The following is a 23,245-nucleotide window of genomic DNA, read 5'->3' on the forward strand; positions in this document are numbered from 1 at the left end:
GTTATGTGGTTCGTGATGTGTTTGCGCAAAGTAATTTGCATGTTTCATGCCAGTTCTGCAAGTTATCCGCGCACTTAGCGTGACGTGGGACAGCCGAAAACGCTGAGTTTGTCAGGGGAATATAACAGTGAAGTAAAAGAGAAAAAGCGATGATGTTAACTTTTGGTGCATCAAATGCACGAAGAGTGATCCGAGGCGCGCTTATGCACTAAATAAGTGCGCCAGCGGAACTTTATGCACCCTGCCAGCGCGTGAATAAATCCTCTGGCAATTCGATATCAAACTGATCGATGACCCGATTAACCGTTTGATCAACCAGTTGCTCAATGGTTTCAGGGCGATGATAAAACGCCGGTACCGGTGGCATGATAATCGCGCCCAGCTCGGCCGCGGTGGTCATCATGCGCAGGTGGCCAACGTGCAGCGGTGTTTCCCGCACGCACAGAACCAGCCTGCGCCGCTCTTTTAATACCACGTCAGCCGCACGGGTCAGCAGCGAATCGCTGTAGCTGTGGACAATGCCGGACAGGGTCTTCATTGAGCACGGCAAAATCGCCATTCCCAGGGTTTTAAACGATCCTGATGAGATGCTTGCTGCAATATCGCGCACGTCATGCACCACATCGGCCAGCGCCTGCACGTCACGCAGTGAGTAATCACTCTCCAGCCCCAGCGTCTGACGCGCCGCCTGGCTCATCACCAGATGGGTTTCCACCTCATCGACCTGCTGCAAAACCTGCAGCATACGCACGCCATAAATCACCCCGCTGGCGCCAGAGATGCCAATGATGAGTCGTTTCATATTCCAACCTTGCTGTATCCGGATGCACCATCATAACGCGGCCAGGCGATTTCTGAAAACAAACAGGGCGGGATTGCTCCCGCCCTGCTCTCTCTGCTTTAACGCTGGCGCTTAGCCTTCGTTGTGCAGTTCGAGGTTCTCAACTTCATTCTGCCGCTGAAGCGCTTTAGCATCATCATTACGCAGCGATTCGAGATACTCCAGATACTGCTGATCGACATCTTTGGTCACGTAAACCCCGTTAAACACCGAACATTCAAACTGGGTAATATCCGGGTTCTCTTCACGCACTGCTTCGATCAGATCGTCGAGGTCCTGGAAAATCAGCGCATCGGCTTTAATCAGCTGGCGAATCTCTTCCACTTCACGCCCGTGAGCAATCAGCTCGGTGGCGCTAGGCATATCAATGCCATAGACGTTCGGGAAACGAATTTCCGGTGCCGCTGACGCCAGGTAAACCCGCTTCGCACCGGCTTCACGCGCCATCTCAATAATCTGCTCAGAGGTGGTGCCGCGCACGATGGAGTCATCCACCAGCAACACGTTTTTATCCCGGAACTCGGCGCGGTTAGCGTTCAGCTTGCGGCGCACAGCGCTGCGGCGCAACTGCTGGCCCGGCATGATAAAGGTACGACCAACGTAACGGTTTTTCACGAAGCCCTGACGATAGGGTTTATCGAGAATGCGCGCAATTTCCAGCGCGATATCGGTCGAGGTTTCCGGAATCGGGATCACCACATCGATATCGAGATCTTCCCACTCACGGGCAATCTTCTCACCCAGCTTGGTACCCATACGGACACGGGCGCTGTAGACCGAAATCTTGTCGAGGAAAGAGTCGGGACGGGCAAAGTAGACGTACTCGAACAGGCAGGGATTGCTTTTCGGGTTTTCGGCGCACTGGCGGGTCGAGAGCTGACCCTGCTCAGTGACGTAGACCGCTTCACCCGGCGCAACGTCACGGATAAATTCAAAGCCCAACGTATCCAGCGCCACGCTCTCCGAGGCGACCATATATTCGGTACGGCCATCCGCGATTACGCGTTTGCCCAGCACCAGCGGCCGGATGCCGTTCGGATCGCGGAACGCCACCATGCCATGGCCGATGATCATCGCCACCACCGCATAGGCGCCGCGCACCTGCTGGTGCACCGCCGCGACGGCAGCAAAAATATTGTCGGCTTCCAGCGGATCGTTCTGGAAGCGATCCAGCTCCTGCGCAAAAATATTCAGCAGAATTTCAGAATCTGAGGTGGTATTCACATGACGACGGCCTTTTTCGAACAGATGCTTACGCAGTTCGTGGGCGTTGGTCAGATTACCGTTATGTGCCAGCGTGATACCGTACGGCGAGTTTACGTAGAATGGCTGCGCTTCAGAGGCACTTGAGCTGCCCGCGGTAGGATAACGCGCGTGACCAATCCCCATGTTGCCCTGCAGACGCTGCATGTGGCGTGCTTCGAAAACGTCGCTGACCAGGCCATTGGCCTTACGCAGACGGAAGCACTTCAGCGCATCGATAGTACAAATGCCTGCGGCATCCTGCCCGCGGTGCTGGAGCACCGTTAACGCGTCATAGATCGACTGGTTGACCGGCATGAAACCGGTGATACCGACAATACCGCACATGTTGTCATTTCCTCATTAAGCCGCACTCCCGGTCGCATCACCGGGGTAAAAAACTCGACGTGCTTTTCAGGTAATCGAAAAACCACCTGATTATATAACTGAACTCGGGAATGAGTTGAGACTGTTGCCAGTCCGGACTTTTTGAAAAGCCGGTGAAAGTATCGAGGAAGAACAGCAAAGCGGCTACTATCAGCACACCACGCAACGCCCCGAAACAGACGCCCAACACCCGGTCGGTTCCCGACAGGCCGGTTTTTTCCACCAGCGAGCCGATCACGTAATTCACAATCGCACCGACAATCAGGGTGGCGACAAACAACACCCCAATGGCGATACCGTTACGAACCAGTTCGTCGTCAAACCCTGTAAACCAGACTGCAAGGTAGGCGTAGTAATGACTGGCGACAAAAAACGCGCATCCCCAGGTAACAAGAGATAAGGCTTCCCGGACAAACCCACGGATCAGGCTGACCAGAGCCGAAAAACCAACTACCGCAATAATGACGTAATCAATCCAGATCATGAACTCTTCCAGCGCCAGTGCCATTGCACCCCTGCATCCAGTTCGGGGCGCATTCTAACAGAAAAAGAAAACGTTTGCGTAGCGGTTTTCCTGTTCTGCATCCATAAAAAAGGCGATGAAAAAAACCTTCGTCGCCTGGTTGATTCCCTGACGGTCAGCCCGTTGAAAATCATCATTTTTTTACCCGTTTCGCCACGTTAGCCGCCTGTGCTATGGCGCTAAAGGCGCTGCCTGTTACTGTTATCGGCAGCGCCAATCGCCAGGGTTAGCGCGCGCTGTATGGCTTCACCACACCGCCCAGTCCGGAGATGCCTTTCAGCTCGCCGACTGCACTCTGCATTTTAGCTTTTGAGGCGTCCGGTCCGACGTAAATGCGGGTGATCTGTCCCTGTACCGGCGTTGACGGCACGGTAAAGGCGCGATAACCCGACAGCCGCAGCTGCGCGACAATCTCATTCACTTTGCTGGCATTTTTCAGTGCGCCCAGCTGAACCACATAGGCCTGACCCGCAGGCGCGACGGGTTCCGCGGCTTTCGGCTGCTCAGTCTGCTTCGGCTGCTCTACCGGTTTGGGTTGCTCAACCGGTTTCGGTTTTGGCTGTTCGACCGGTTTTGGTTTCGGTTGCTCAACCGGCTTCGGTTTTGGCTGTTCGACCGGTTTGGGTTTCACCTGCACTGGCGTTGACTGATGGACCGGCGGTGGCGTGACCACGGCGGGCTCGCTCTCTTCTGCCGGTCTGGTCCGTCCCTGATCAGCCGGTGCGCTGGTTTTGCCATTGCTGCTGCTGACCGCATTACCGGCACCTTCCGGCGGCTGCGCGGGCAGCGTCTGGGTCACCGGCGGCACCATCTCGCTGTCCTGCTGATCGTCCGGTTTCGGTACCAGCGGAATGGCAGCGAACTCCTCTTTATAGTGCTTCTTCTGCCCGTCCAGCAGCCCCGGCAATACAATCACGCCGACGGCGACCAGAATAACGGTGCCGACTAAACGGTTCTGAAACTTACTTGCCACGCCCTTTCTCCGTTTCAATCGATTCCATGACCTGTGCCACGGTGTGGAACGAACCACACACCAGCACAATGTCCTGCGGCTGCGCCTGCTGGCGCGCCTGCTGCCAGGCCTGTTCTACCGTGCTGAATGCCTCGCCCTGCGGCAGCCATTCCAGCAGCTGCGCCGCGGTGGCCCCGCGAGGCCCGTCGAGCGGCGCGCAGTACCAGCGATCCACCGCCGGTGACAGCGCCGCCAGCGTGCCGGCAATATCTTTGTCATGCAGCATACCCACCACCGCATGAACCTTGCCGGTTTTTGGCAGCGTCGCCAGGCGTGACGCCAGATAGGTCGCCGCGTGCGGATTATGCGCCACGTCCAGAATCACCCGTGGCGATTCACTCAGGGTCTGAAAGCGACCCGGCAGCATGGCTAACGGCAGGCTGGCGCGGATCTGCGCTTCACTGACCTGCAGCCCGGACGCGCGCAGCGCCACCAGCGCCGTCGCTGCATTCGGCAGCGGTACCTGCGGCAGCGGCAGATCGTTCAGCTCGCCGTGCGCGTCACGCAGCGACCAGCTTTCCGGCTGCTCACGGTAAGACCAGTCACGGTTGCGTTGCAGCAGCGCCACGCCCTTTTCACTGGCCACCGCCGCAATACTGCGCGGCATATCAGGTTCACCCACTACCGCCGGTTTACCGGCCCGGAAAACGCCCGCTTTCTCACGACCAATACTTTCCCGATCCGGGCCAAGCCAGTCGATATGATCGAGCGCGATGCTGGTGACCACCGCGACATCCGCATCCACAATATTGGTGGCATCGAGCCGTCCGCCGAGACCCACTTCCAGGATCACCACGTCCAGCTGCGCCTGTTGAAACAGCTTCAGCGCTGACAGGGTGCCAAATTCGAAATAGGTCAGAGAGATGTCACCGCGTCCGGCTTCGATGTCGGCGAAACTGGCGCAGTGCTGTGCTTCGCTCAGCTCCTGGCCCTGAACCCGTACCCGTTCGGTATAACGCACCAGATGCGGCGAACTGTAGACGCCAACGCGATAGCCAGCCGCCATCAGCAGCGTTTCCAGCGTGCGACAGGTCGTGCCTTTGCCGTTGGTACCGGCGACGGTGAAGACGAAGGGAGCCGGTTTCAGCAGGTCGAGACGTTGCGCCACCTGGCGAATACGATCCAGGCCCAGTTCGATGGCCTGAGTATGCAGGTGCTCAAGATAATAAAGCCACGTGGCCAAAGGCGACGTGGCTTGAGGGAGGTGAAGATTGTCCATATGTCCCGTTTTGCTTATTTATACCCGGCAGACGGAGGCTGAGGTATACGGTGCATTGGTAAAAGGCGCGACGGGCGCGCCTCTCTATCTCCTGTCAGGCCTCGTTGCTCTCCGGTTGAGTCGTCGCCGGGGCAGACTCTTCACCATCGTGCAGCGGTGCTGGCAGGTTCATCATTTTCGCCAGCAGGCTTGCCAGTTTGTACCGCATTTCCGGACGGCGAATGATCATATCAATCGCGCCCTTTTCAATCAGGAACTCACTGCGCTGGAAGCCCGGCGGCAGTTTTTCACGCACGGTCTGTTCGATTACGCGAGGACCGGCAAAGCCGATCAGCGCTTTCGGTTCCGCCACGTTGAGATCGCCCAGCATGGCGAAACTGGCTGACACGCCGCCCATGGTCGGGTCGGTCAGTACCGAAATATAAGGCAGACCGCGCTCCTGCATTTTAGCCAGCGCGGCGCTGGTTTTCGCCATCTGCATCAGCGACATCAGCGCTTCCTGCATACGCGCCCCGCCACTGGCGGAGAAACAGATCAGCGGGCAATTATCTTCCAGTGCCTGCTCAACCGCACGCACAAAGCGAGCGCCCACTACTGAGCCCATTGAACCGCCCATAAAGGCAAATTCAAAGGCGGCCGCCACAACCGGCATACCATGCAGCTGGCCTTTCATCACGATCAGCGCATCTTTCTCGTCAGTCGCTTTTTGCGCAGCAATCAGACGATCTTTGTACTTTTTCGAGTCGCGGAACTTCAGCAGATCTTTGGGTTCCAGTTCACTGCCGAGTTCAACCAGGGTGCCCTGATCGAGGAAGCTGCCGAGGCGCTCACGGGCGTGCATACGCATGTGATGGTCACACTTCGGACAGACTTCAAGATTACGCTCCAGCTCGGCACGGTAGAGAACCTGGCCACAGCTGTCGCACTTGGTCCAGACCCCTTCCGGGATACTGGCGCGGCGCGCAGGCGTAACGTTGCTTTTATTAAGAATGCGTTCAATCCAGCTCATTGATGACCTTTCTGTTTAAAACTGACCTGGTCCAGTCGTCTTGATACTGCTGAAAACCGCTTCAGCAGACGGTAAATGTCGCTCATTAAACCACAACCCGTTCAGACTGTGGATAAAAATCTGGTCTTACCCCTGAGCGAAGCTGCCGTTCAGGGCTGCTTCTGCTGCTTTGCCTGGCGGCGATGACGCCAGACTTCAATCACGCCCGGCAATACCGAGACCAGAATAATGCCGACGATCAGCAGCTTCAGGTTTTCCTGTACCACCGGCAGATCGCCAAACAGGTAACCGGCATAGGAGAACAGCAGGACCCAGGCCAGCGCGCCGGTGACGTTGAACAGCGCAAAGTGACGATAGGACATGTGGCCCATACCGGCAACAAACGGCGCAAAGGTACGAACAATCGGCACAAAGCGCGCCAGAATAATGGTTTTACCGCCGTGACGGGCATAAAACGCATGGGTTTTATCCAGATAGCTGCGACGGAAAATTTTTGAGTTCGGGTTGCTGAACAACCGCTCGCCGAACAGACGGCCGATAGTATAGTTGACCGCATCACCCAGGATCGCCGCCACCACTAACAGCGCCACCATCAGATGCACATTGAGATCGTTGCCAGGCAGCGCCGCCAGTGCGCCCGCGACAAACAACAGCGAATCACCGGGCAGGAAGGGCGTCACCACTAAACCGGTTTCGCAGAACAAAATCAGGAACAAAATAGCGTAAATCCAGATACCGTACTGCGCAACCAGTTCGGCAAGATGCACATCAATGTGCAAAATAAAATCAACCAGAAAATGGATAAACTCCATAACGCGCCCTTTTAAGCCCTAAAGTGAATTAATCCGCGAGGAACAACGGTCCCATCGACGGCTGTGGTAACGCAAAGTGGGATGGGTAATCCACCGCCACCAGGTACAACCCTTCTGCCCGGGCTGTGGCTGCGGCTAATGTCCGATCCTTCGCCGCCAGCAGCGTTGCCATCCATGACTCCGGCTGATTGCCGCAGCCTATCTCCATCAGGCTACCAACGATATTGCGCACCATGTGATGCACAAAGGCGTTGGCTTTAATATCAACAATCACGTACGGCCCCTGACGCGTCACATTCAGGTGAATCACGTTGCGCCACGGGGTACGCGACTGACACTGCACGGCGCGAAACGAGGTGAAATCATTCTCCCCCAACAGGCACTGCCCGGCGCGATGCATCTTTTCAGCATCCAGCGGATGATAAAAATGGGTCACGCCCTGCGCCAGTACTGCCGGACGCAGCCGCTGATTGTAGATCAGATAGCGATAGCGTCGGGCGGTGGCGCTGAAACGGGCATGAAATTCATCCGGCACCGCTTTCACCCAGCGTACCGCGATATCTGCCGGCAGATTGGCGTTCACGCCGAGTGTCCAGGCCCCATCCGCCCGCTGCGAAGTGGTTTCAAAATGCACCACCTGTCCGGTGCCGTGGACGCCCGCATCGGTGCGTCCGGCACAAAACACGCTGACCGGATGATCGGCTACTTTTGACAGCGCGCGCTCCAGCTTCTCCTGCACGCTGCGCACTTCCTGCTGACGCTGCCAGCCGTAATAGCGGCTGCCGTCATACTCGATGCCGAGCGCCAGTTTTTGCGTCTGACCGTCGGACATGGTTACAGGTACTCCTGAACCAGTTTCTCAGCCGTTTTCACCGCCATCAACGCGCCGCCAAAGCGGATATTGTCGGCCACTGACCAGAACTGCAGCAGCTCCGGGATGCCGTAATCGTTTCGCACGCCGCCGATGCTCAGCGCGCCGTTGCCGGAGGCATCGGTGACCGGTGTCGGGACCGAATCCTCTTCGCTCAGCGAGATGTCTGACACCAGCGCCAGTTCCGCACGCGCTTCTTCAGCCGCGAGCGGACGCAGGTTTTCAATGTGCACAATCTGCGCATTGCCGTAAAAAACCGGGGCCTGCACGCTGCTGACCGCAATCGGTAAACCTTCATCCTGCAGGACTTTACGCACCTGATCGACCAGGCGACGCTCGCTTTCTACGCTGCCTTCCGCATCAGCCTGCTGTGGCATCAGGTTAAACGCCAGCTGGCGACCAAAGTGGTGTTCATCCGCCGGGATGCCGTTCAGCAGCCGGGCACTCTCACCGGCCAGCGCATCCACCGCCACTTTGCCGTAGCTGGAGACGGAGATCAGATTGGTGACCTGTAACCGGCCTAAGCCAGCCGCATCCATCAACGGTTTGATGGCGGTCAGCAACTGGCTGACCAGGTTATCCGCCACGCTGATGATGTTACGGTTGCGGTAGTCGGCCAGCACCTGCGGATTCACATCGGGCACCACCAGCGGCACGTCAGGTTCCAGTGCAAACAGCTCGCTGCTGTCGATCACTAAGCAACCGGCGTTCGCGGCGTCATCAGCAAAACGGGCCGAGGCATCGCGACCGGCTACGAAAAAGGCCAGCTGCGCCTGCGACCAGTCAAATTCCGCCGCGTTTTCGACCCGCACCGAGCGGCCTTCAAAACGTTTAATCTCACCGGCGCTGTTTTCGCTGGCCAGCAGATACAATTCACCAACCGGGAACTGGCGTTCCGCCAGCAATTCCAGTACAGCGTTCCCTACTGCGCCTGTCGCGCCCAGTAGCGCAATATTCCAGCCGTCAGACATGTTGGTTTACTCCAGACAATGACATAAAAACAGAAGGCGGTGATCTCACCGCCCAGGGATTCGGATTTATCCCCGTCGTCTTTCACGTTGCATCTTTGTTGGCTGCGTTCACTCACCCGAATCACTTACCTGAGTAAGCTCATCGGGATTCGTTCTCTTGCCGCCTCAATGCAACCCGAAATCCATTGGGTATATCCCCCCAGAACCCGCCGTCATGCAGACATGCCAGCAGCGCGTGCCTTCCGTTCCCTGATTAATTCAGAGCGGAAACTGCGCCAGGGCGCCTGACCTGCGGCGCCCGCTATTCCGGGGAGATGATTGCGTTAAAACCCAGTTGGGTCAGCATCTCAGCGGTTGCGGCGTCATCGCAGCAGACCTGCAGCGAGGACCATTCGCGGCGCTCCTGATACTGCTTACGCAGGCGATCAAATTCGCCAGGCTGAGCCGCCACTTTTCGCAGGGGCGCATCATCGCGGCGCACATCATACACCAGATGCACCAGCCGTTTCAGCGTTGCCTGATCCAGCGGGCCATTCAGGGTGATGTCGCTGAATTCCGGCACCGGCAGCAGGCTGCTGAGCGGCACCTGCTGGGGCTGACCAATAAAGTCGCACCAGGCTTCAAATACCTGGGTGGTGCCGCGCGCTTTGCCTTCGAGGGTATAGCCTGCAATGTGCGCCGTAGCGATATCCACCTTATCGAGCAGCGCCAGCGACAGATCCGGCTCCGGCTCCCAGACGTCCAGCACCACGCTGAGGTCGGTACGCATCTTCAGCACTTCCAGCAGCGCGGCGTTATCGACCACCGGGCCGCGACAGGCGTTGATCAGAATGGTGTTGGGCTTCAGCGCCATCAGTAACGCCGCATCCGCCAGATGCCAGCTTTTGTACGGCCCCGATTTGAACAGCGGCGTATGGAAGGTCAGAATATCCGCCTGCTCAACCAGCGTCTCCAGCGAGTGAAATTCGCCTTCGTCGCCGCGGTCGGCACGCGGCGGATCGCACAGCAGGGTTTTAACGCCCCACGCCGCCAGCCGTTTTTGCAGCCGTCCGCCGACGTTGCCGACACCGACGATGCCGACGGTGCGGTCACGCAGCTGGAAACCGTCACGTTCCGCCAGCAGCAGCAACGAGGAGAAGACATACTCCACCACCGCGATGGCGTTGCAGCCCGGCGCGGCTGAAAAGGCAATGCCCGCCTGCTGCAGCCAGTTTTCGTCGACGTGGTCGGTGCCAGCGGTGGCGGTGCCGACAAACTTCACCGGCTTACCGGCCAGCAGCGCTTCATTCACCTGGGTCACCGACCGCACCATCAGACCCTCGGCATCGGCCAGCTCCGCCGCCGGCAATGGACGACCCGGTACCGCCACTACTGTTCCGGTACGGCTGAACAACTCACGGGCATACGGCATATTTTCATCGACGAGAATCTTCACCACGGCTTTCCTGTCTGTTGCAATAAAGGCCATTATTCTGGCACAAAGCGACGCGTTAGCCTAACCGCGCGCGGTAACGCTCCGGCGTGGTGCCGGCCTGCTGCTGGAACATCACAATCAGCGCCGATGCGGAGCTGTAGCCGAGATCATGGGCGATGCTCTGCACGCTGGCGCCCTGCTCCAGCAGCACAATGGCGCGCAGAAAACGCAGCCGCTGTCGCCATTCGCCAAAGGTCATATGCAGCTGCCGCTGACAGCGCCGCGCCAGCGTCCGCTCGGTGGTAAAAACCCGCGCGGCCCAGCCTGCCAGCGTGGTGTTATCGCCCGGATTAGCCTCCAGCGCGTGCAGCACCGGCGCCAGGAATTTATCGGTTGAGGTCGGCAGATAGCTCTCCTGCACCTGCGCCAGCGGCAGGCGATCGCGCAGCACCTCACATAACCGCCACTGCGCTTCGGTGACCGGCTGCTCAATCTGCTGGCCGGCAAACTCATCCATGATGGCGTGAACAATTGGATCGACCATTAACAGACAGGCGCGCTGCGGCAGGCCGCTGCATAACGCGGCCGCGAGATTAAAGGTGCGGAACTGCGCCTGACGATGGTTATAGCTGCTGTGCCGGTGACCCGGCGGGATCCACACCGGGATATCGGCCGGCGTCAGCAACCGCTCGCCCTCCACCCGCATCTCCAGCACATGACTTTTTACGAAGATCAGCTGGCCCCAGTCATGAGTATGCGGCAGATATTCGGTATGGGCGTTGGCCTGTTCGAAACGCATGAAGTAGTGCAGCTGCGGTGCGTCCAGCGGCGGCTGGTAGGTAATCTGTAAGGTCATTATGTCCGGAGAGCGATTAATTTTGTCTGATATTAACTATCTGGATAAATCCGGACAAGCGTACACTGCGCCTCATCTTAGCCTGTGGAGAGTGAGCATGTTTTTCCTGTATCCGCTGTTCGCGGTGTTGATCTGGTCGATCAACTCGATTGTCAGCAAGCTGTCGGCAACGGCAATCGATCCGGCAGCGATCTCCTTTTATCGCTGGCTGCTGGCGCTGCTGGTGCTGACGCCGTTTGTGTTGCCCGGTATCTGGCGGACGCGTCAGGCGATCCGGCCGCATCTCTGGCGGCTGCTGATCCTTGGCCTGCTGGGCATGGTGCTCTATCAGAGCCTCGCCTACTATGCGGCCCAGAGCGTCAGCGCGCTGTTTATGGGGATTATCGGCGCATTGATCCCGCTGCTCACGGTGCTGCTGAGCGTGGTGATCCTGCGGATCGCTCCGACGCTCGGCATCCTGCTCGGCAGCATTATCTCGTTCATTGGCCTGGTGTGGCTGGTGAGTGAAGGTAATGTGATGCAGTTGCTGCATCAGGGCCTGGGCAAAGGTGAATTGCTGATGCTGGCCGCCTCCGCCGCCTATGCGCTGTATGGCGTGCTGACCCGGCGCTGGGCGCTGCCGCTGCCGATCTGGCACAGCCTCTATGTGCAGATTTTATTCGGTGTCGTACTGCTGTTGCCTGGCTTTCTGCTGGCACCTGAGGTGGCGCTGAACCGGCACAATCTGCCGCTGGTCGCCTTTGCCGGTCTGTTTGCCTCAATCATCGCGCCGTTTTTGTGGATCCACGGCGTACAGCGTCTGGGAGCCAGCACCACCAGCATCTTTATGAATCTGATCCCGGTGTTTACCGCGCTGATCGCGGTGATGTTTCTGCATGAGCAGTTGCACAGCTATCACTGGATTGGCGGCGGTCTGACGCTGTTCGGGGTGATGCTGGCCCAGTGGCTGCGCACCCCGCTGACCCGGCCTAAGCCCGTCAGCCTGCGTCGGTTGTAAACCGCACCGTCACGCGCAGCCCGCCCAGTTGCGGGCTGCGATCCAGCTGCATACTGGCACCATGCCAGGCACAGATATCCTGTACCAGCGCCAGCCCGATTCCGGCACCGGGCTGCATTCCGACATTATCCAGCCGCTGAAAGGGCTGAAGCGCTTTCAACTGCTCTGCTCCGTCAATGCCCGGTCCGCTGTCCTCAATCTCCAGTTTTCCCGCTACCACCCGCGCGGTAACGATACCCTGATGCGGAGTATATTTAATCGCGTTGTCCAGCAGGTTGGCGCACAGCTCGCCGAGCAGCACACCATCCCCGATCACCTGACTGCTCTCCTCGCCCTCATAGCCGAGATCGATTTGCCGGGTGCGCGCCGCCGTGTAGCGACTGAGGCAGGCTTCACGCACGATGACCGCCAGATCGACCCGCATCATCGGCTTATCTTCACCGTGACGCGCCTTGATACGCGCCAGCTGCAGCAGCCGATCGGTGAGTAAGATGGTCTCATCCAGCGTATGACGCATACCCAGCAGGCTCTCCTGCCACTGCTCGGGCCGTTCACTGCTGAGCGCCACGCTCACCTGGGTTTTGAGGATGGTGAGCGGCGTGCGCAACTGATGGGCGGCATCTGCGCTGAAGCGATCCTGACGCGCCAGCAGGCCGCGCAGACGCTCCAGATAGCGGTTAAAGGCGATGATCAGCGGTTGCAGTTCTGACCACGGCAGCGAGGGCAACGGGGTTAATTCTCCGCCGTCGCGCTGCAAGACAATCCGTGACAGCCGCCGCAGCGGGCGTAACACCCGGCGCAGCATCAGGCTGGCCAGCAGCAGCGTCATCAGCACCAGCCCGCTCTGGCTGATCAGCGCGGTACGCATCAGCCCGCGGGCAAACTCCTGCCGGGAGTTGACGGTTTCCGCCACCAGCACCAGCGCCATGCCGTCAACGCCCGCCTCGCTCACCGGCTGCCACAGCGCCGCGACCCGAATGCGGTGCTGGTGATAGCGTCCATCATAAAAGTGCACCAGCGCCGGATAAGCGGTCGACATTTTACTGGCGGGCGGGATCGGCGGCAGATCGTCATAACCGGACAGCGTCTTTCCCTGCGGGGAGATCACCTGATAAAACAGCTGATCATTCATGTTACGTTCGAAACTGTCGAGCACCACCCAGGGGACATCCACCTCCAGATGATGCTGGCGCACCACCAGCCGTTCTGCCACGGTGCGCGCCGAGGCCAGTAGCGAGCGATCGTAAGCCTGATTGGCGGCCGCCAGCCCGCTCTGATAATGGGTATAAACTGACAGCGCCCACAGCAGCAGCAGCGGCAGACCCAGCCAGGCGAGCAGTTCGCCGCGTAGCGAATGGATCAGCCGCACGGCAGCGTTTCCAGGCTGTAGCCGAGTCCGCGTAGCGTCACGATGGCGACATCGCTGCCCGCCAGTTTTTTCCGCACCCGATGGACATAGAGCTCAATGCTCTCCGGGCTGGCCTCATCCGCCAGGCTAAAAGTCTGTTCATACAGATGCTGACGGGAAACCGGCCGGCCGTGGCGCTGCATCAGCGTCGTCAGAATGCTCGATTCACGCGGCGTCAGCGCCAGCGGCCGGTCACACAGCAGGAAATAGCCTTCGCCATCCAGCACCAGCTGGCCCAGCGACTGCGTTTGCGCGGCCTGGCTCTGGCTGCGCCGCAGCAGCGCACGCAGTCGCGCTTCCAGTTCATCCAGTTCGAAAGGCTTGGTCAGGTAGTCATCCGCCCCGAGGTTCAGGCCGCGCACCCTATCGTCCAGCGCACTGCGCGCCGTCAGCAGCAAAACGGGCACGCTCTGTCCGCGCCGCCGCAACCGCGTCAGCACTTCCAGCCCATCAATGCGCGGCAGCGAGACATCCAGCACCACCAGCGCATAGGCTTCACATTGCAGGGCGTGATCGGCGGCAACGCCATCAGCTACCCAGTCAACGGCAAAGCCTTTTTGCGTCAGCGCTTTCTGCAGCCAGCGCGCCAGGTCAGCCGTATCTTCCACCAGTAAGAGACGCATATCACATCCTGTCATTAAATCCGGGCAGTGAAAGGTAAATGAAAGGTAATTGTTTTAACAATTCGGTAACGCCAATAGTTCGGCAGCAATCACACTCTGGAAGAATGAATGGAGCCTCCGATGAAAAAAATAATCCATACCGCCCTGACCACCGCCTTGCTGGCGCTGATGGTGCCTGCTGCAATCGCCGCCGAGGGTCCAGGCCGCACTGAATGTATTGCACCGGCCAAACCGGGTGGCGGTTTTGACCTCACCTGTAAGCTGTTGCAGGTTTCGCTACAGGAAACCAAACAGATTGAGACGCCGATGCGCGTCACCTACATGCCCGGCGGCGTCGGCGCGGTTGCCTACAACGCGATTATTGCCCAACGCCCGGCTGAAGCTGGCACGGTAGTCGCCTTCTCGGGCGGCTCGCTGCTGAACCTGTCGCAGGGCAAATTTGGCCGCTACTCGGTGGACGATGTGAAGTGGCTGGCAGCTGTAGGAACCGACTACGGCATGGTGGCGGTGCGTGACGATGCGCCGTGGAAAACCCTGGGTGAACTGATGGTGGCAATGAAAGAGGACCCGACCAAAGTAGTCGTTGGTGCCGGCGCGTCTATCGGCAGCCAGGACTGGATGAAAACCGCCCTGCTGGCGCGCGAAGCGGGTATCGATCCACGCAAGATGCGCTATGTCGCCTTTGAAGGCGGCGGTGAGCCGGTGACTGCACTGCTCGGCAATCATATTCAGGTGGTCTCCGGCGACATGAGTGAAATGGTACCGCATCTGCAGAGCGGCAAAATGCGGGTGCTGGCGGTGATGTCCGAGCAGCGTCTGCCGGGCCAGCTGGCGCAGGTGCCTACCGCCAAAGAGCAAGGTTTCAACATCGTCTGGCCGGTCATCCGCGGTTACTACCTCGGCCCGAAAGTCAGCGACGCCGATTATCAGTGGTGGGAGCAGGCGTTCAAAAAAATGGTGGATACCCCGGAATTTAAAAAGCAGCGTGATATGCGCGGCCTGTTCGAATTCAATATGTTTGGCCAGGAGCTCGACAGCTACGTGAAAAAGCAGGTGTCGGATTACCGTGAGCAGGCGAAATCATTTGGCCTGGCCAAATAACAGGAGCATGCGATGAGCGATCGTATTTTTGCAGGCCTGTGGCTGGCGCTGTGCCTCGGCGGCATGGTGGTAGCCTGGCAAATCCAGAGCGAATACAGCTATGAACCGGTGGGGCCACGGCCCTTCCCGATGGCGATCCTCGGCCTGATGGCGATCTGTGCCCTGCTGATGCTGTTTCGCAAACCCGACACCATTCACTGGCCGCCCGCCAGTACGCTGAAACGGCTGGTGGCGCTGGCACTGATGATGATGCTCTATGGCTGGCTGTTTGAAACGCTGGGATTTGCTATCTGTACCACCCTGCTGACTTTCGGCATCGGTCTGCTGTTTGGCGCGCGCTGGTGGGCAGCGGCGCTGGCCGGGATAGTGATGGGCAGTGCGCTGTTTTATGCCTTTGATCGCCTGCTGGAAGTGACCCTTCCGGTCGGCAGCTGGCTGAGTTAAGGAGAGCATCATGGATACCTGGTCCTTTTTAATGCAGGGCTTTGCCGTCGCCATGACGCCAGAGAACCTGCTGATCGCCCTGATTGGCTGCTTTATCGGCACCATTGTCGGCCTGCTGCCGGGTCTTGGCCCGATTAACGGCGTGGCGATTCTGATGCCGCTGGCTTTTGCGCTGCACTTACCGGCGGAATCGGCGCTGATTCTGCTGGCCACGGTCTATATCGGTTGTGAATATGGCGGACGTATCTCGTCTATTCTGCTTAACGTACCGGGGGATGCCGGTGCGATCATGACCGCGCTGGATGGCTATCCGATGGCGCAACAGGGCAAGGCGGGCGTTGCCCTGTCGATTTCGGCGGTCAGCTCCTTTATCGGTTCCACCATCGCCATTATCGGCATTATTCTGTTCGCTCCGCTGCTGGCAAGCTGGTCGCTGGCGTTTGGTCCGGCGGAATATTTTGCCCTGATGGTATTCGCCATCGCCTGTCTTGGCAGCATGATGAGCCATAACCCGCTGAAATCGTTCCTCGCCGCGCTGATTGGGCTGGGAATGGCCACGGTGGGCGTCGATGCCAATACCGGCGTCTACCGCTTTACCTTTGACAGCGTTCATCTCTCCGACGGTATTCAGTTTGTGGTGGTGGTGATTGGCCTGTTCTCGGTCAGCGAAATTCTGCTGATGCTGGAGTCGACCAGCGGCGGACAGAAAGCGGTACGGGCCAGCGGTCGCATGATGTTCAATATGAAAGAAGCGGCAATGGTCACCGGCGCCACGCTGCGTTCCTCTTTCATCGGTTTCTTCGTCGGGGTACTGCCGGGTGCCGGTGCAACCATTGCCAGCGCCATCGCCTATATGACCGAGAAGAAGATCAGCGGCAGCGATCAGTTTGGTAAAGGTGATATTCGCGGTGTGGCCGCGCCGGAAGCAGCAAACAACGCCTCCGCCTGTGGCTCCTTTATCCCGATGCTGACGCTGGGGATCCCTGGCTCGGGCACGACCGCGGTGATGGTCGGCGCGTTAACGCTGTATAACATCACGCCGGGACCGGCGATGTTTGTTGAGCAGCCGGATATTGTCTGGGGACTGATTGCCGCGCTGTTAATCGGCAACGTGATGCTGCTGGTCATGAACATCCCGATGATCAACGTTTTCGCCCGTATGCTGACCATTCCGCTGTGGTTCCTGGTGCCGGCCATCGCCGCCATCTCAGCGGTTGGCGTTTACGCGGTACACAGCACCACCTTCGATCTGCTGCTGATGGTCGGGCTGGGGATCTTCGGTTATATCCTGCGTAAGATGGATTTTCCGATGTCGCCGTTAATTCTGGGCTTTGTGCTGGGTGAAATGCTGGAGCAGAACCTGCGTCGTGCGCTGTCGATCAGCAACGGAAATATGGTCATCCTGTGGGAAAGCCTGATTTGCAAAGTGCTGCTGGTGCTGGCGATTGCCGTGCTGGTTGTGCCGCCAATCTGGAAACGCTGGCGTCGTCATCGTCTGAAGCTGGCAGAAGAGTAAATCTCCCGCCGAAACGCGTGCGCCCCCGTGGGATTTCCCGGGGGCTTTTGCTATCATGGCGCATTCATTTTCCGGCGCACCCCACGCTGTTCTGTTTTCCCCAAGGAATCCGCCATGCAACCTCTCAGCGGCCCCGGTGTGCCGGTCGGCGATCGTTCATCTGTCAATCCGCAAACCGGCGCGACGCGTCCCGGTTCGGTGGCGGGTGAGCAGCCACTCTCCCCTGCCCAGCGCACCACGTTAGAACGTCTGATCGTGCGCATTCTTTCGCTCAGTAATCTGAAAGCGCCTGAGCTGTGGGCTGGCGTGCGTCATGAAGTGGGCGTTAAGAGTGAAGCGGAGCTGCAGTCGCGCCATTTTCCGGCGGCAGAGCAGTACCTGAATGCCCGCCTGACCCAGGCGCAGACCGGTCATGCAACCCGTCAGCTGATGACGCAGCTCACCGATCTGTTGCCGAAAGGCAATAATCGCCAGGCAGTCAGCGATTTCATTCGTCAGCAATTTGGTCAGACGGTACTGAGCGCGCTCAGCCAGGATCAGCTGCGTCAGGTCCTGACCATGCTGCAGAACGGTCAGATGGCGATTCCACAGCCGCAGCAGACCCGCGTCAGCGATCGCAGCCTGTTACCCGCCGAGCATCAGACCCTGAATCAGCAGGTGGTGCGCCTCGCCGCCGCCACCGGCGAATCGACCGGTAAACTCTGGACCGCAGCGCTGAAGCTGGTGAACCTGACCAGCGGCGATCCGATCCCGTCGCGTCATTTCCCGCTGCTGACGCAGTATCTACAGGTGCGCCAGACCCTGAGTCAGCACAGCGCGCCGACGCTGCAACTGCTGGAAGCGTCGCTGAAGCAGCCGCTTGATCAACATGAGCAGCGCCTGCTGGAGGATTACAGCCAGCAGCGTTTCCAGGCGACACCGCAAACGGTACTGACCGTGACTCAGACCCAGGATCTGCTGAACTTCCTGTTCAGCCGTCGCGCCGAAAAGATCCACGAACAGCCGCTGGCCGCCAGCGAGATCAAGCCGCAGCCAATCTGGTCGCCGTTTGTTACCTCACTGCCGCAACCGCTGCAGCCGCTGGCAAAACGCCCGATGCTGGGGATAGCCGTGGTACTGCTGGTGCTGTTTATCTTCTGGCTGGTACTGTGAGTTAACAGCCGCAGGCGGCGTCGGGCGCGGCCACTGGCCACTCGCCCGGCGCATCTCCCCAGCTCAGCGGATGGCCGTCGCGTTTCCAGAAATCCAGCCCGCCAATCAGTTCTTTTACCTGAAAGCCCAGCGCAGCCAGTTTCCACGCCGCTTTAGTCGAACCATTACAGCCAATCCCGTCACAGTAGGTAACATAGACTTTGCTGCGATCAAGCTGCGCGGTGCTGACCGCATCCATTTCACGATGGGGAAAACTGATCGCCCCGCAGATATGACCCGCGCGGTAGACCGCGGTGGCGCGCGCATCAATCACCACTATCTCAGGCTGGCGCTGCGCCAGATCTTCCGCCAGATCCCAGGCATCGGTGTAATAAGCGAGTTTTGCCTGTAAATAATCGAGGCTCTGCTGCGGCGTGGCGGCGGGAATACGTAATACCGATGACATTATGATTCTCCTGTTGTGGTGTGCCCGCAGTTTACGGCAAAGTGGACTGCTCTCTGAGACCGATTTTGCTTACCGGATAAGACCCTTATGCACTCACCGCTGTTGCAACTTTTTCAGCATCAGGCCACCGGCGGCCTGCGCGAACGGCTGTGTACCACCCTGCGGCTGGCGATTAGCCGTCATCATCTGCACGCTGGCCAGCAGTTGCCCTCAACCCGCCAGCTGGCCCGCGATCTCAACCTGTCGCGCGTTACGGTAGAGGCGGCTTACGGTCAGCTGGAGAGTGAAGGCTATCTGCGGCGTGAAACCGGGCGCGGCAGCTTCGTGGCGATTACTATGCCCGCGCCGTCAGCGCCGTCTGCGATTCATCAGCCGGCACATTTTTCGGCTCGCGGTCAGCAGGTGCTGGCTACCGGTGGCTGCCAGGACCCGCCGTTTCCGCACGCGTTTGCTGCCGGCTCACCGGAGTTACGCGCTTTTCCTCATGAGACCTGGCGACGCCTGAGCAGTAACGTGCAGCGTTCACTGGGCAGCGCCGCGATGGGATATGGCGATCCCTGTGGCTATCTGCCGTTACGCAGCGCTATCGCAGATTACCTGGCGCTCTCCCGAGGCCTGACATGCCAGCCGGAACAGGTGATCATTCTGACCAGTTCACAACAGGCGCTGCAGTTACTTGCCATGATGTTGGTCGATCCTGGTGATGAGGTGTGGATGGAGGAGCCGGGCTATCCCGGTGCGCGCAATGCCTTTCTGGCTGCAGGCGCCCAGCTGCGCGGGATTGCGGTCGATGCCGAAGGAGCCCTACCCGCCAGCGGCAGTGCAAAGCTCATGTATCTGACGCCATCGCATCATTATCCAACCGGCATCACGCTGAGCCTTCCGCGGCGTCTGGCATGGCTGGACTGGGCACAGCGCAACCAGAGCTGGCTGATCGAAGACGATTACGACAGCGAATTTCACTACGACGAACGTCCGATTCCTGCGCTGCAGGGACTGGATCGCCATCAGCGGGTGATCACGCTGGGCACCTTCTCCAAATCACTGTTTCCCTCGCTGCGGCTGGCGTGGATGGTGGTACCGCCGGCGCTGGTGGCACCGCTGGGCCAGGCACGCAGCGTGCTGGATGGTCACAGCGCCCTGCTGCCACAGGCCGTTACTGCGGCTTTTCTGCAACAGGGCCATTTCGCCAGCCATTTGCGGCTGATGCGTCAACTCTATCGCAGCCGGCGTGAGCAGTTGATCGAGCAGATTAACCAGCGGCTGACACCGTGGGTCACCCCGATCGACAGCGGCGGCGGATTACAGCTAACGGTGAAGTTAGCGCAGAATGAGGCGCAGTTAACCGCCCGGGCCGCGCAGATCGGCCTGTTGCTGCCGCGTCTTAGCCCGCTTTATGCCGGACCGGCGCGTCAGCAAGGCTGGATACTGGGCTATGCGGCGCTGACGCCGGATGAGATCGTGGCGGGATGCACAAAGCTGGCGAGGTTATTCAGGGATAATTAAGCGCGCATTTCGCCGGAGTGACGCGCGCCGTTTTGGTCAGTCTGAATGGAATATAGCGAAGAACCAACCTGCCGCTCTATTCAGGTCTGTGCCTCGTTTATTTTTTTACGCTATTCGTTCCGCCTCCCATTCTTCTCCTGCGAAATGAGATGCTGTATTATCCCGTTTTAATTCAACGGAGATGAATATCTTGAAGCCCTGTTTTATTCCGGCAATTTTACTTTGCGCAGCAACATTATCCGCCTGCACCGCTTTTGATACGTTTGATAAGTATGCCAATGGCCGTTTTTATGAAATGTATACCGTTGGCAATCTTTCCGCCTGCAACTACAAACCCAAATTCACCGACTGCGCGGAAAAGATGGATTTCGACATTAAGATATCGGATGACAACAATAAAATTGCGCTGTCAAAACATATCAATCACAACGACGACGTAAGTTACCTCGGTTTCACCCGCGATAACTATGCGGCACAAACCAAACCTATACGTGACTTTTTAGCGTGGGCAAACAACAACGCCTCTGATAATAAACATATCGTGATGAAACGTCCGGCAGGCAATATTGTTGGCTATTTATTTGAAAACAACGAGGTGGATTACCACTTTGATTTTTTGCATACGCGAGCTGAAGTACCGATGCTGGTAATCAATGTTTCGAAAAGCACGCGCTATTACGGCTTTACCGCCCAGGAAGCGGCAAAAATGCTGGAAACCCTGGATGCATGGTATGACAAGCGTTTCATCGGCAAGCAGATTACCTGAAGCCAGTTGCCTGCGGGCCTCGCTGCTGACAGCGAGGCTCTCCTGCCCCATCAAAAATGCTGTAACCGGAAAGAGCCGTCTTCACAGTTCTTCAGTTTGAGATCCTCTACCGGCTTGCGATCGTAATATCCTTTATCCGTTTTATAGACCTCAACCACCGAGAGGCTGCGCGGCGTATACTGACTCGTGAAAAGCCCGGTCACGTAATAAAACGAACCGACTTTAGGCCGAAATGAGACGGTATCATACGCGCCATTGGGTTGGATCATGCGAATGGCTATATTATCTTTTGCGCTTACCCAAAACTCACGACGGAGTTCTGGCGTCTCCGGAATTTCAGGGAAGCCCATCAGCTTATTATTTAATTGCGTCTGAAAACCAATGGCATTGTTGGTGTACCCGTTGTCTTTGGCATCCAGATTGATACAGGTTTTAGTTTCAGGATAAACGCGAATGTAATCCAGATTTCGGTTATCGAAGGTGATTCCAACGCGGTCGCCGGTTTCCACATCCTGAAGTTTATGACTATAGGTCGCAACAGAACACCCGGTTAAATTTATAACTAACCCCGCGGCAAGCACCCATTTTTTAAGCATATCAGCTCCTTTGATTAAGATTATCGCTTTTTATTTTCTGGCCAGAACGGCCTTTGAAATTATCAGACGGCGTTTTATAAATAAAAACCCATCACTTTTCAACAATGGAACGTAGTTAAGAAATAGCAGGCAAAAAAAAAGGCCGCAAGGCGGCCTTATGTCAAATTGCTTAGCAATTATGCCTGATATTTACGCATGGTCAGGGTGGCGTTGGTGCCACCGAAGCCGAAGCTGTTGGACATCACGGTAGTCAGCGCTTTTTCCATTGGCTGAGTCACGATATTCATGCCTTCAGCCGCCGCATCCAGTGAGCTGATGTTGATGCTTGGGGCAATAAAGCCGTGTTCCAGCATCAGCAGCGAGTAGATCGCTTCCTGAACGCCTGCCGCACCCAGTGAGTGACCGGTCATGGCTTTGGTGGCAGAGATGTACGGGGTGTTGTCGCCAAAGACTTCACGAATCGCACCCAGCTCTTTCACATCACCCACTGGCGTTGAGGTGCCGTGGCTGTTGAGGTAGTCGATAGGGGTATCAACGCCGTTCATCGCCATCTTCATGCAGCGAACCGCGCCTTCACCTGACGGAGCTACCATGTCTGCGCCGTCTGAAGTCGCGCCGTAGCCAACGATTTCAGCATAGATATGCGCACCGCGGGCCAGCGCATGTTCCAGCTCTTCAACCACTACCATGCCACCGCCACCGGCGATAACAAAGCCGTCGCGCTCATTGTCATAGGTGCGTGACGCTTTTTCTGGCGTGTCGTTGTAACGGGTAGAGAGCGCGCCCATAGCGTCGAACTCACAGGCCATTTCCCAGCACAGCTCTTCGCCGCCGCCAGCAAACACGATGTCCTGTTTGCCCAGCTGGATCTGCTCAACCGCATTACCGATACAGTGTGCTGAAGTGGCACAGGCTGAACTGATGGAGTAGTTTACGCCGTGAATTTTAAACGGCGTGGCGAGGCAGGCTGAAACGCCAGAAGCCATCGCTTTGGTGACCACATACGGGCCAACCGCTTTCAGGCCGCGTGGGCTGCGCATTGCATCAGCACCAAACACCTGGAACCGCGGTGAACCGCCGCCTGAACCGGCAATCAGACCCACACGTGGGTTGTTCTGATACGCTTCCACGCTCAGGCCAGAATCTTTAATTGCTTCTTCCATGGAAAGATAGGCATAGATGGACGCATCACTCATGAAACGCACGACTTTGCGATCGATGAGGCCGGTGGTATCTAATTTTACGTTACCCCAGACGTGACTACGCATGCCGGAATCTTTCATCTCTTCAGAAAAGGTGATGCCAGAGCGGCCTTCACGCAGAGATGCCAGCACCTCTTGCTGGTTATTACCAATACTGGAAACGATCCCTAAGCCAGTAATCACAGCACGTTTCATTCAATAATCCTCATCCACTTCTTCTTAATTGACGAGCACTCTAGCGTACACTTGTACGCCGAACAAGTCCGATCAGCCATTTCCTTTTGTAAATTTGCGTCATGTCACGTCGGTCGTTAAAATCGCGCCACTGCCTG

Annotated in this window: 23 protein-coding genes; 7 read left to right on the forward strand and 16 right to left on the reverse strand. The window is 57.8% G+C overall.

The genetic code is table 11. From position 1 onward, the window contains the following. Positions 1-232: 232 nt before the first annotated feature. From WFK59_RS09370 to WFK59_RS09420, 11 genes are all read right to left on the reverse strand, one after another. A complete protein-coding gene (locus WFK59_RS09370) occupies positions 233-802 on the reverse strand; it encodes a UbiX family flavin prenyltransferase (protein ID WP_336755650.1) in 570 nt (189 codons plus the stop codon). A gap of 111 nt (positions 803-913) precedes the next feature. Continuing rightward, positions 914-2,431 (reverse strand): amidophosphoribosyltransferase, encoded by a 1,518-nt coding sequence (purF, locus tag WFK59_RS09375; RefSeq protein WP_233987523.1) that lies wholly within the window; start codon positions 2,429-2,431, stop codon positions 914-916. A 37-nt stretch (positions 2,432-2,468) separates the two neighbouring features. Further along, entirely contained in the window at positions 2,469-2,954 is a 486-nt protein-coding gene (gene cvpA / locus WFK59_RS09380) for a colicin V production protein (protein WP_031376251.1), read from the reverse strand. Positions 2,955-3,219: 265 nt separating this feature from the next. Beyond that, the gene (gene dedD / locus WFK59_RS09385; RefSeq protein ID WP_233987522.1) at positions 3,220-3,966 is read right to left on the reverse strand and encodes a cell division protein DedD; all 747 of its coding nucleotides are present in this window, start codon (positions 3,964-3,966) and stop codon (positions 3,220-3,222) included. After that, positions 3,956-5,224, reverse strand: a complete 1,269-nt coding sequence (gene folC, locus WFK59_RS09390) for a bifunctional tetrahydrofolate synthase/dihydrofolate synthase (RefSeq protein WP_336755651.1) — start codon at positions 5,222-5,224, stop codon at positions 3,956-3,958. The genes dedD and folC overlap by 11 nt, the downstream gene beginning before the upstream one ends. 94 nt (positions 5,225-5,318) lie before the next feature. Then, positions 5,319-6,233: an acetyl-CoA carboxylase, carboxyltransferase subunit beta gene (gene accD, locus WFK59_RS09395; protein WP_336755652.1), complete on the reverse strand. Its 915-nt coding sequence runs from the start codon at positions 6,231-6,233 to the stop codon at positions 5,319-5,321. Positions 6,234-6,382: 149 nt separating this feature from the next. Then, positions 6,383-7,045 carry a DedA family protein gene (locus tag WFK59_RS09400; RefSeq protein ID WP_233987519.1) on the reverse strand — a complete coding sequence of 221 codons (663 nt, stop codon included), beginning with the start codon at positions 7,043-7,045 and terminating at the stop codon, positions 6,383-6,385. A 28-nt stretch (positions 7,046-7,073) separates the two neighbouring features. Then, complete coding sequence (gene truA / locus WFK59_RS09405) at positions 7,074-7,877, reverse strand: tRNA pseudouridine(38-40) synthase TruA (protein ID WP_336755653.1); 804 nt, start codon at positions 7,875-7,877, stop codon at positions 7,074-7,076. Positions 7,878-7,879: 2 nt separating this feature from the next. After that, positions 7,880-8,887 carry an aspartate-semialdehyde dehydrogenase gene (locus WFK59_RS09410; protein WP_233987517.1) on the reverse strand — a complete coding sequence of 336 codons (1,008 nt, stop codon included), beginning with the start codon at positions 8,885-8,887 and terminating at the stop codon, positions 7,880-7,882. Positions 8,888-9,188: 301 nt separating this feature from the next. Next, positions 9,189-10,322 (reverse strand): 4-phosphoerythronate dehydrogenase PdxB, encoded by a 1,134-nt coding sequence (gene pdxB / locus WFK59_RS09415; RefSeq protein WP_336755654.1) that lies wholly within the window; start codon positions 10,320-10,322, stop codon positions 9,189-9,191. Positions 10,323-10,377: 55 nt separating this feature from the next. After that, the gene (locus tag WFK59_RS09420; protein WP_336755655.1) at positions 10,378-11,157 is read right to left on the reverse strand and encodes an AraC family transcriptional regulator; all 780 of its coding nucleotides are present in this window, start codon (positions 11,155-11,157) and stop codon (positions 10,378-10,380) included. 97 nt (positions 11,158-11,254) lie between these two features. Here WFK59_RS09420 and WFK59_RS09425 point away from each other — a divergent pair, with 97 nt between their 5' ends. Further along, entirely contained in the window at positions 11,255-12,154 is a 900-nt protein-coding gene (locus WFK59_RS09425) for a DMT family transporter (RefSeq protein WP_233987514.1), read from the forward strand. On the opposite strand, the gene WFK59_RS09430 is transcribed toward WFK59_RS09425, so the two are convergent. Further along, positions 12,135-13,523, reverse strand: a complete 1,389-nt coding sequence (locus WFK59_RS09430) for a sensor histidine kinase (RefSeq protein WP_233987513.1) — start codon at positions 13,521-13,523, stop codon at positions 12,135-12,137. The genes WFK59_RS09425 and WFK59_RS09430 overlap by 20 nt on opposite strands. After that, on the reverse strand, positions 13,514-14,185 hold the full coding sequence (gene tctD / locus WFK59_RS09435) for a transcriptional regulator TctD (protein ID WP_233987512.1): 672 nt from the start codon (positions 14,183-14,185) through the stop codon (positions 13,514-13,516). The genes WFK59_RS09430 and tctD overlap by 10 nt, the downstream gene beginning before the upstream one ends. Before the next feature lie 120 nt (positions 14,186-14,305). On the opposite strand from tctD, the gene WFK59_RS09440 reads away from it, so the two are divergent. The 4 genes from WFK59_RS09440 (at position 14,306) to flk (ending at position 18,398) form a co-directional block, all read left to right on the forward strand. Further along, a complete protein-coding gene (locus WFK59_RS09440; protein ID WP_336755656.1) occupies positions 14,306-15,286 on the forward strand; it encodes a Bug family tripartite tricarboxylate transporter substrate binding protein in 981 nt (326 codons plus the stop codon). A 12-nt stretch (positions 15,287-15,298) separates the two neighbouring features. Beyond that, positions 15,299-15,730: a tripartite tricarboxylate transporter TctB family protein gene (locus tag WFK59_RS09445; protein WP_336755657.1), complete on the forward strand. Its 432-nt coding sequence runs from the start codon at positions 15,299-15,301 to the stop codon at positions 15,728-15,730. A gap of 10 nt (positions 15,731-15,740) precedes the next feature. After that, the gene (locus WFK59_RS09450; protein WP_233987509.1) at positions 15,741-17,246 is read left to right on the forward strand and encodes a tripartite tricarboxylate transporter permease; all 1,506 of its coding nucleotides are present in this window, start codon (positions 15,741-15,743) and stop codon (positions 17,244-17,246) included. A 114-nt stretch (positions 17,247-17,360) separates the two neighbouring features. Next, on the forward strand, positions 17,361-18,398 hold the full coding sequence (flk, locus tag WFK59_RS09455) for a flagella biosynthesis regulator Flk (RefSeq protein ID WP_233987508.1): 1,038 nt from the start codon (positions 17,361-17,363) through the stop codon (positions 18,396-18,398). 1 nt (position 18,399) lies between these two features. Here the strand turns inward: flk and WFK59_RS09460 are convergent, their stop codons facing one another. After that, positions 18,400-18,843 (reverse strand): rhodanese-like domain-containing protein, encoded by a 444-nt coding sequence (locus tag WFK59_RS09460; RefSeq protein WP_336755658.1) that lies wholly within the window; start codon positions 18,841-18,843, stop codon positions 18,400-18,402. Positions 18,844-18,930: 87 nt separating this feature from the next. Between WFK59_RS09460 and pdxR the strand changes: the two genes are divergently transcribed. Beyond that, entirely contained in the window at positions 18,931-20,349 is a 1,419-nt protein-coding gene (pdxR, locus tag WFK59_RS09465) for a MocR-like pyridoxine biosynthesis transcription factor PdxR (protein WP_336755659.1), read from the forward strand. 190 nt (positions 20,350-20,539) lie between these two features. Then, positions 20,540-21,115, forward strand: a complete 576-nt coding sequence (locus WFK59_RS09470) for a hypothetical protein (protein WP_336755660.1) — start codon at positions 20,540-20,542, stop codon at positions 21,113-21,115. A 50-nt stretch (positions 21,116-21,165) separates the two neighbouring features. On the opposite strand, the gene WFK59_RS09475 is transcribed toward WFK59_RS09470, so the two are convergent. Both WFK59_RS09475 and fabB read right to left on the reverse strand, forming a co-directional pair. Continuing rightward, positions 21,166-21,711, reverse strand: coding sequence for a hypothetical protein (locus tag WFK59_RS09475; RefSeq protein WP_336755661.1), 546 nt, complete (start codon positions 21,709-21,711; stop codon positions 21,166-21,168). Positions 21,712-21,887: 176 nt separating this feature from the next. Then, positions 21,888-23,108, reverse strand: a complete 1,221-nt coding sequence (gene fabB / locus WFK59_RS09480) for a beta-ketoacyl-ACP synthase I (RefSeq protein WP_094119745.1) — start codon at positions 23,106-23,108, stop codon at positions 21,888-21,890. Positions 23,109-23,245 lie beyond the last annotated feature (137 nt).

It is taken from the genome of Pantoea sp. USHLN298, assembly GCF_037149395.1.
Taxonomy (GTDB): Bacteria; Pseudomonadota; Gammaproteobacteria; order Enterobacterales; family Enterobacteriaceae; genus Pantoea; species Pantoea astica.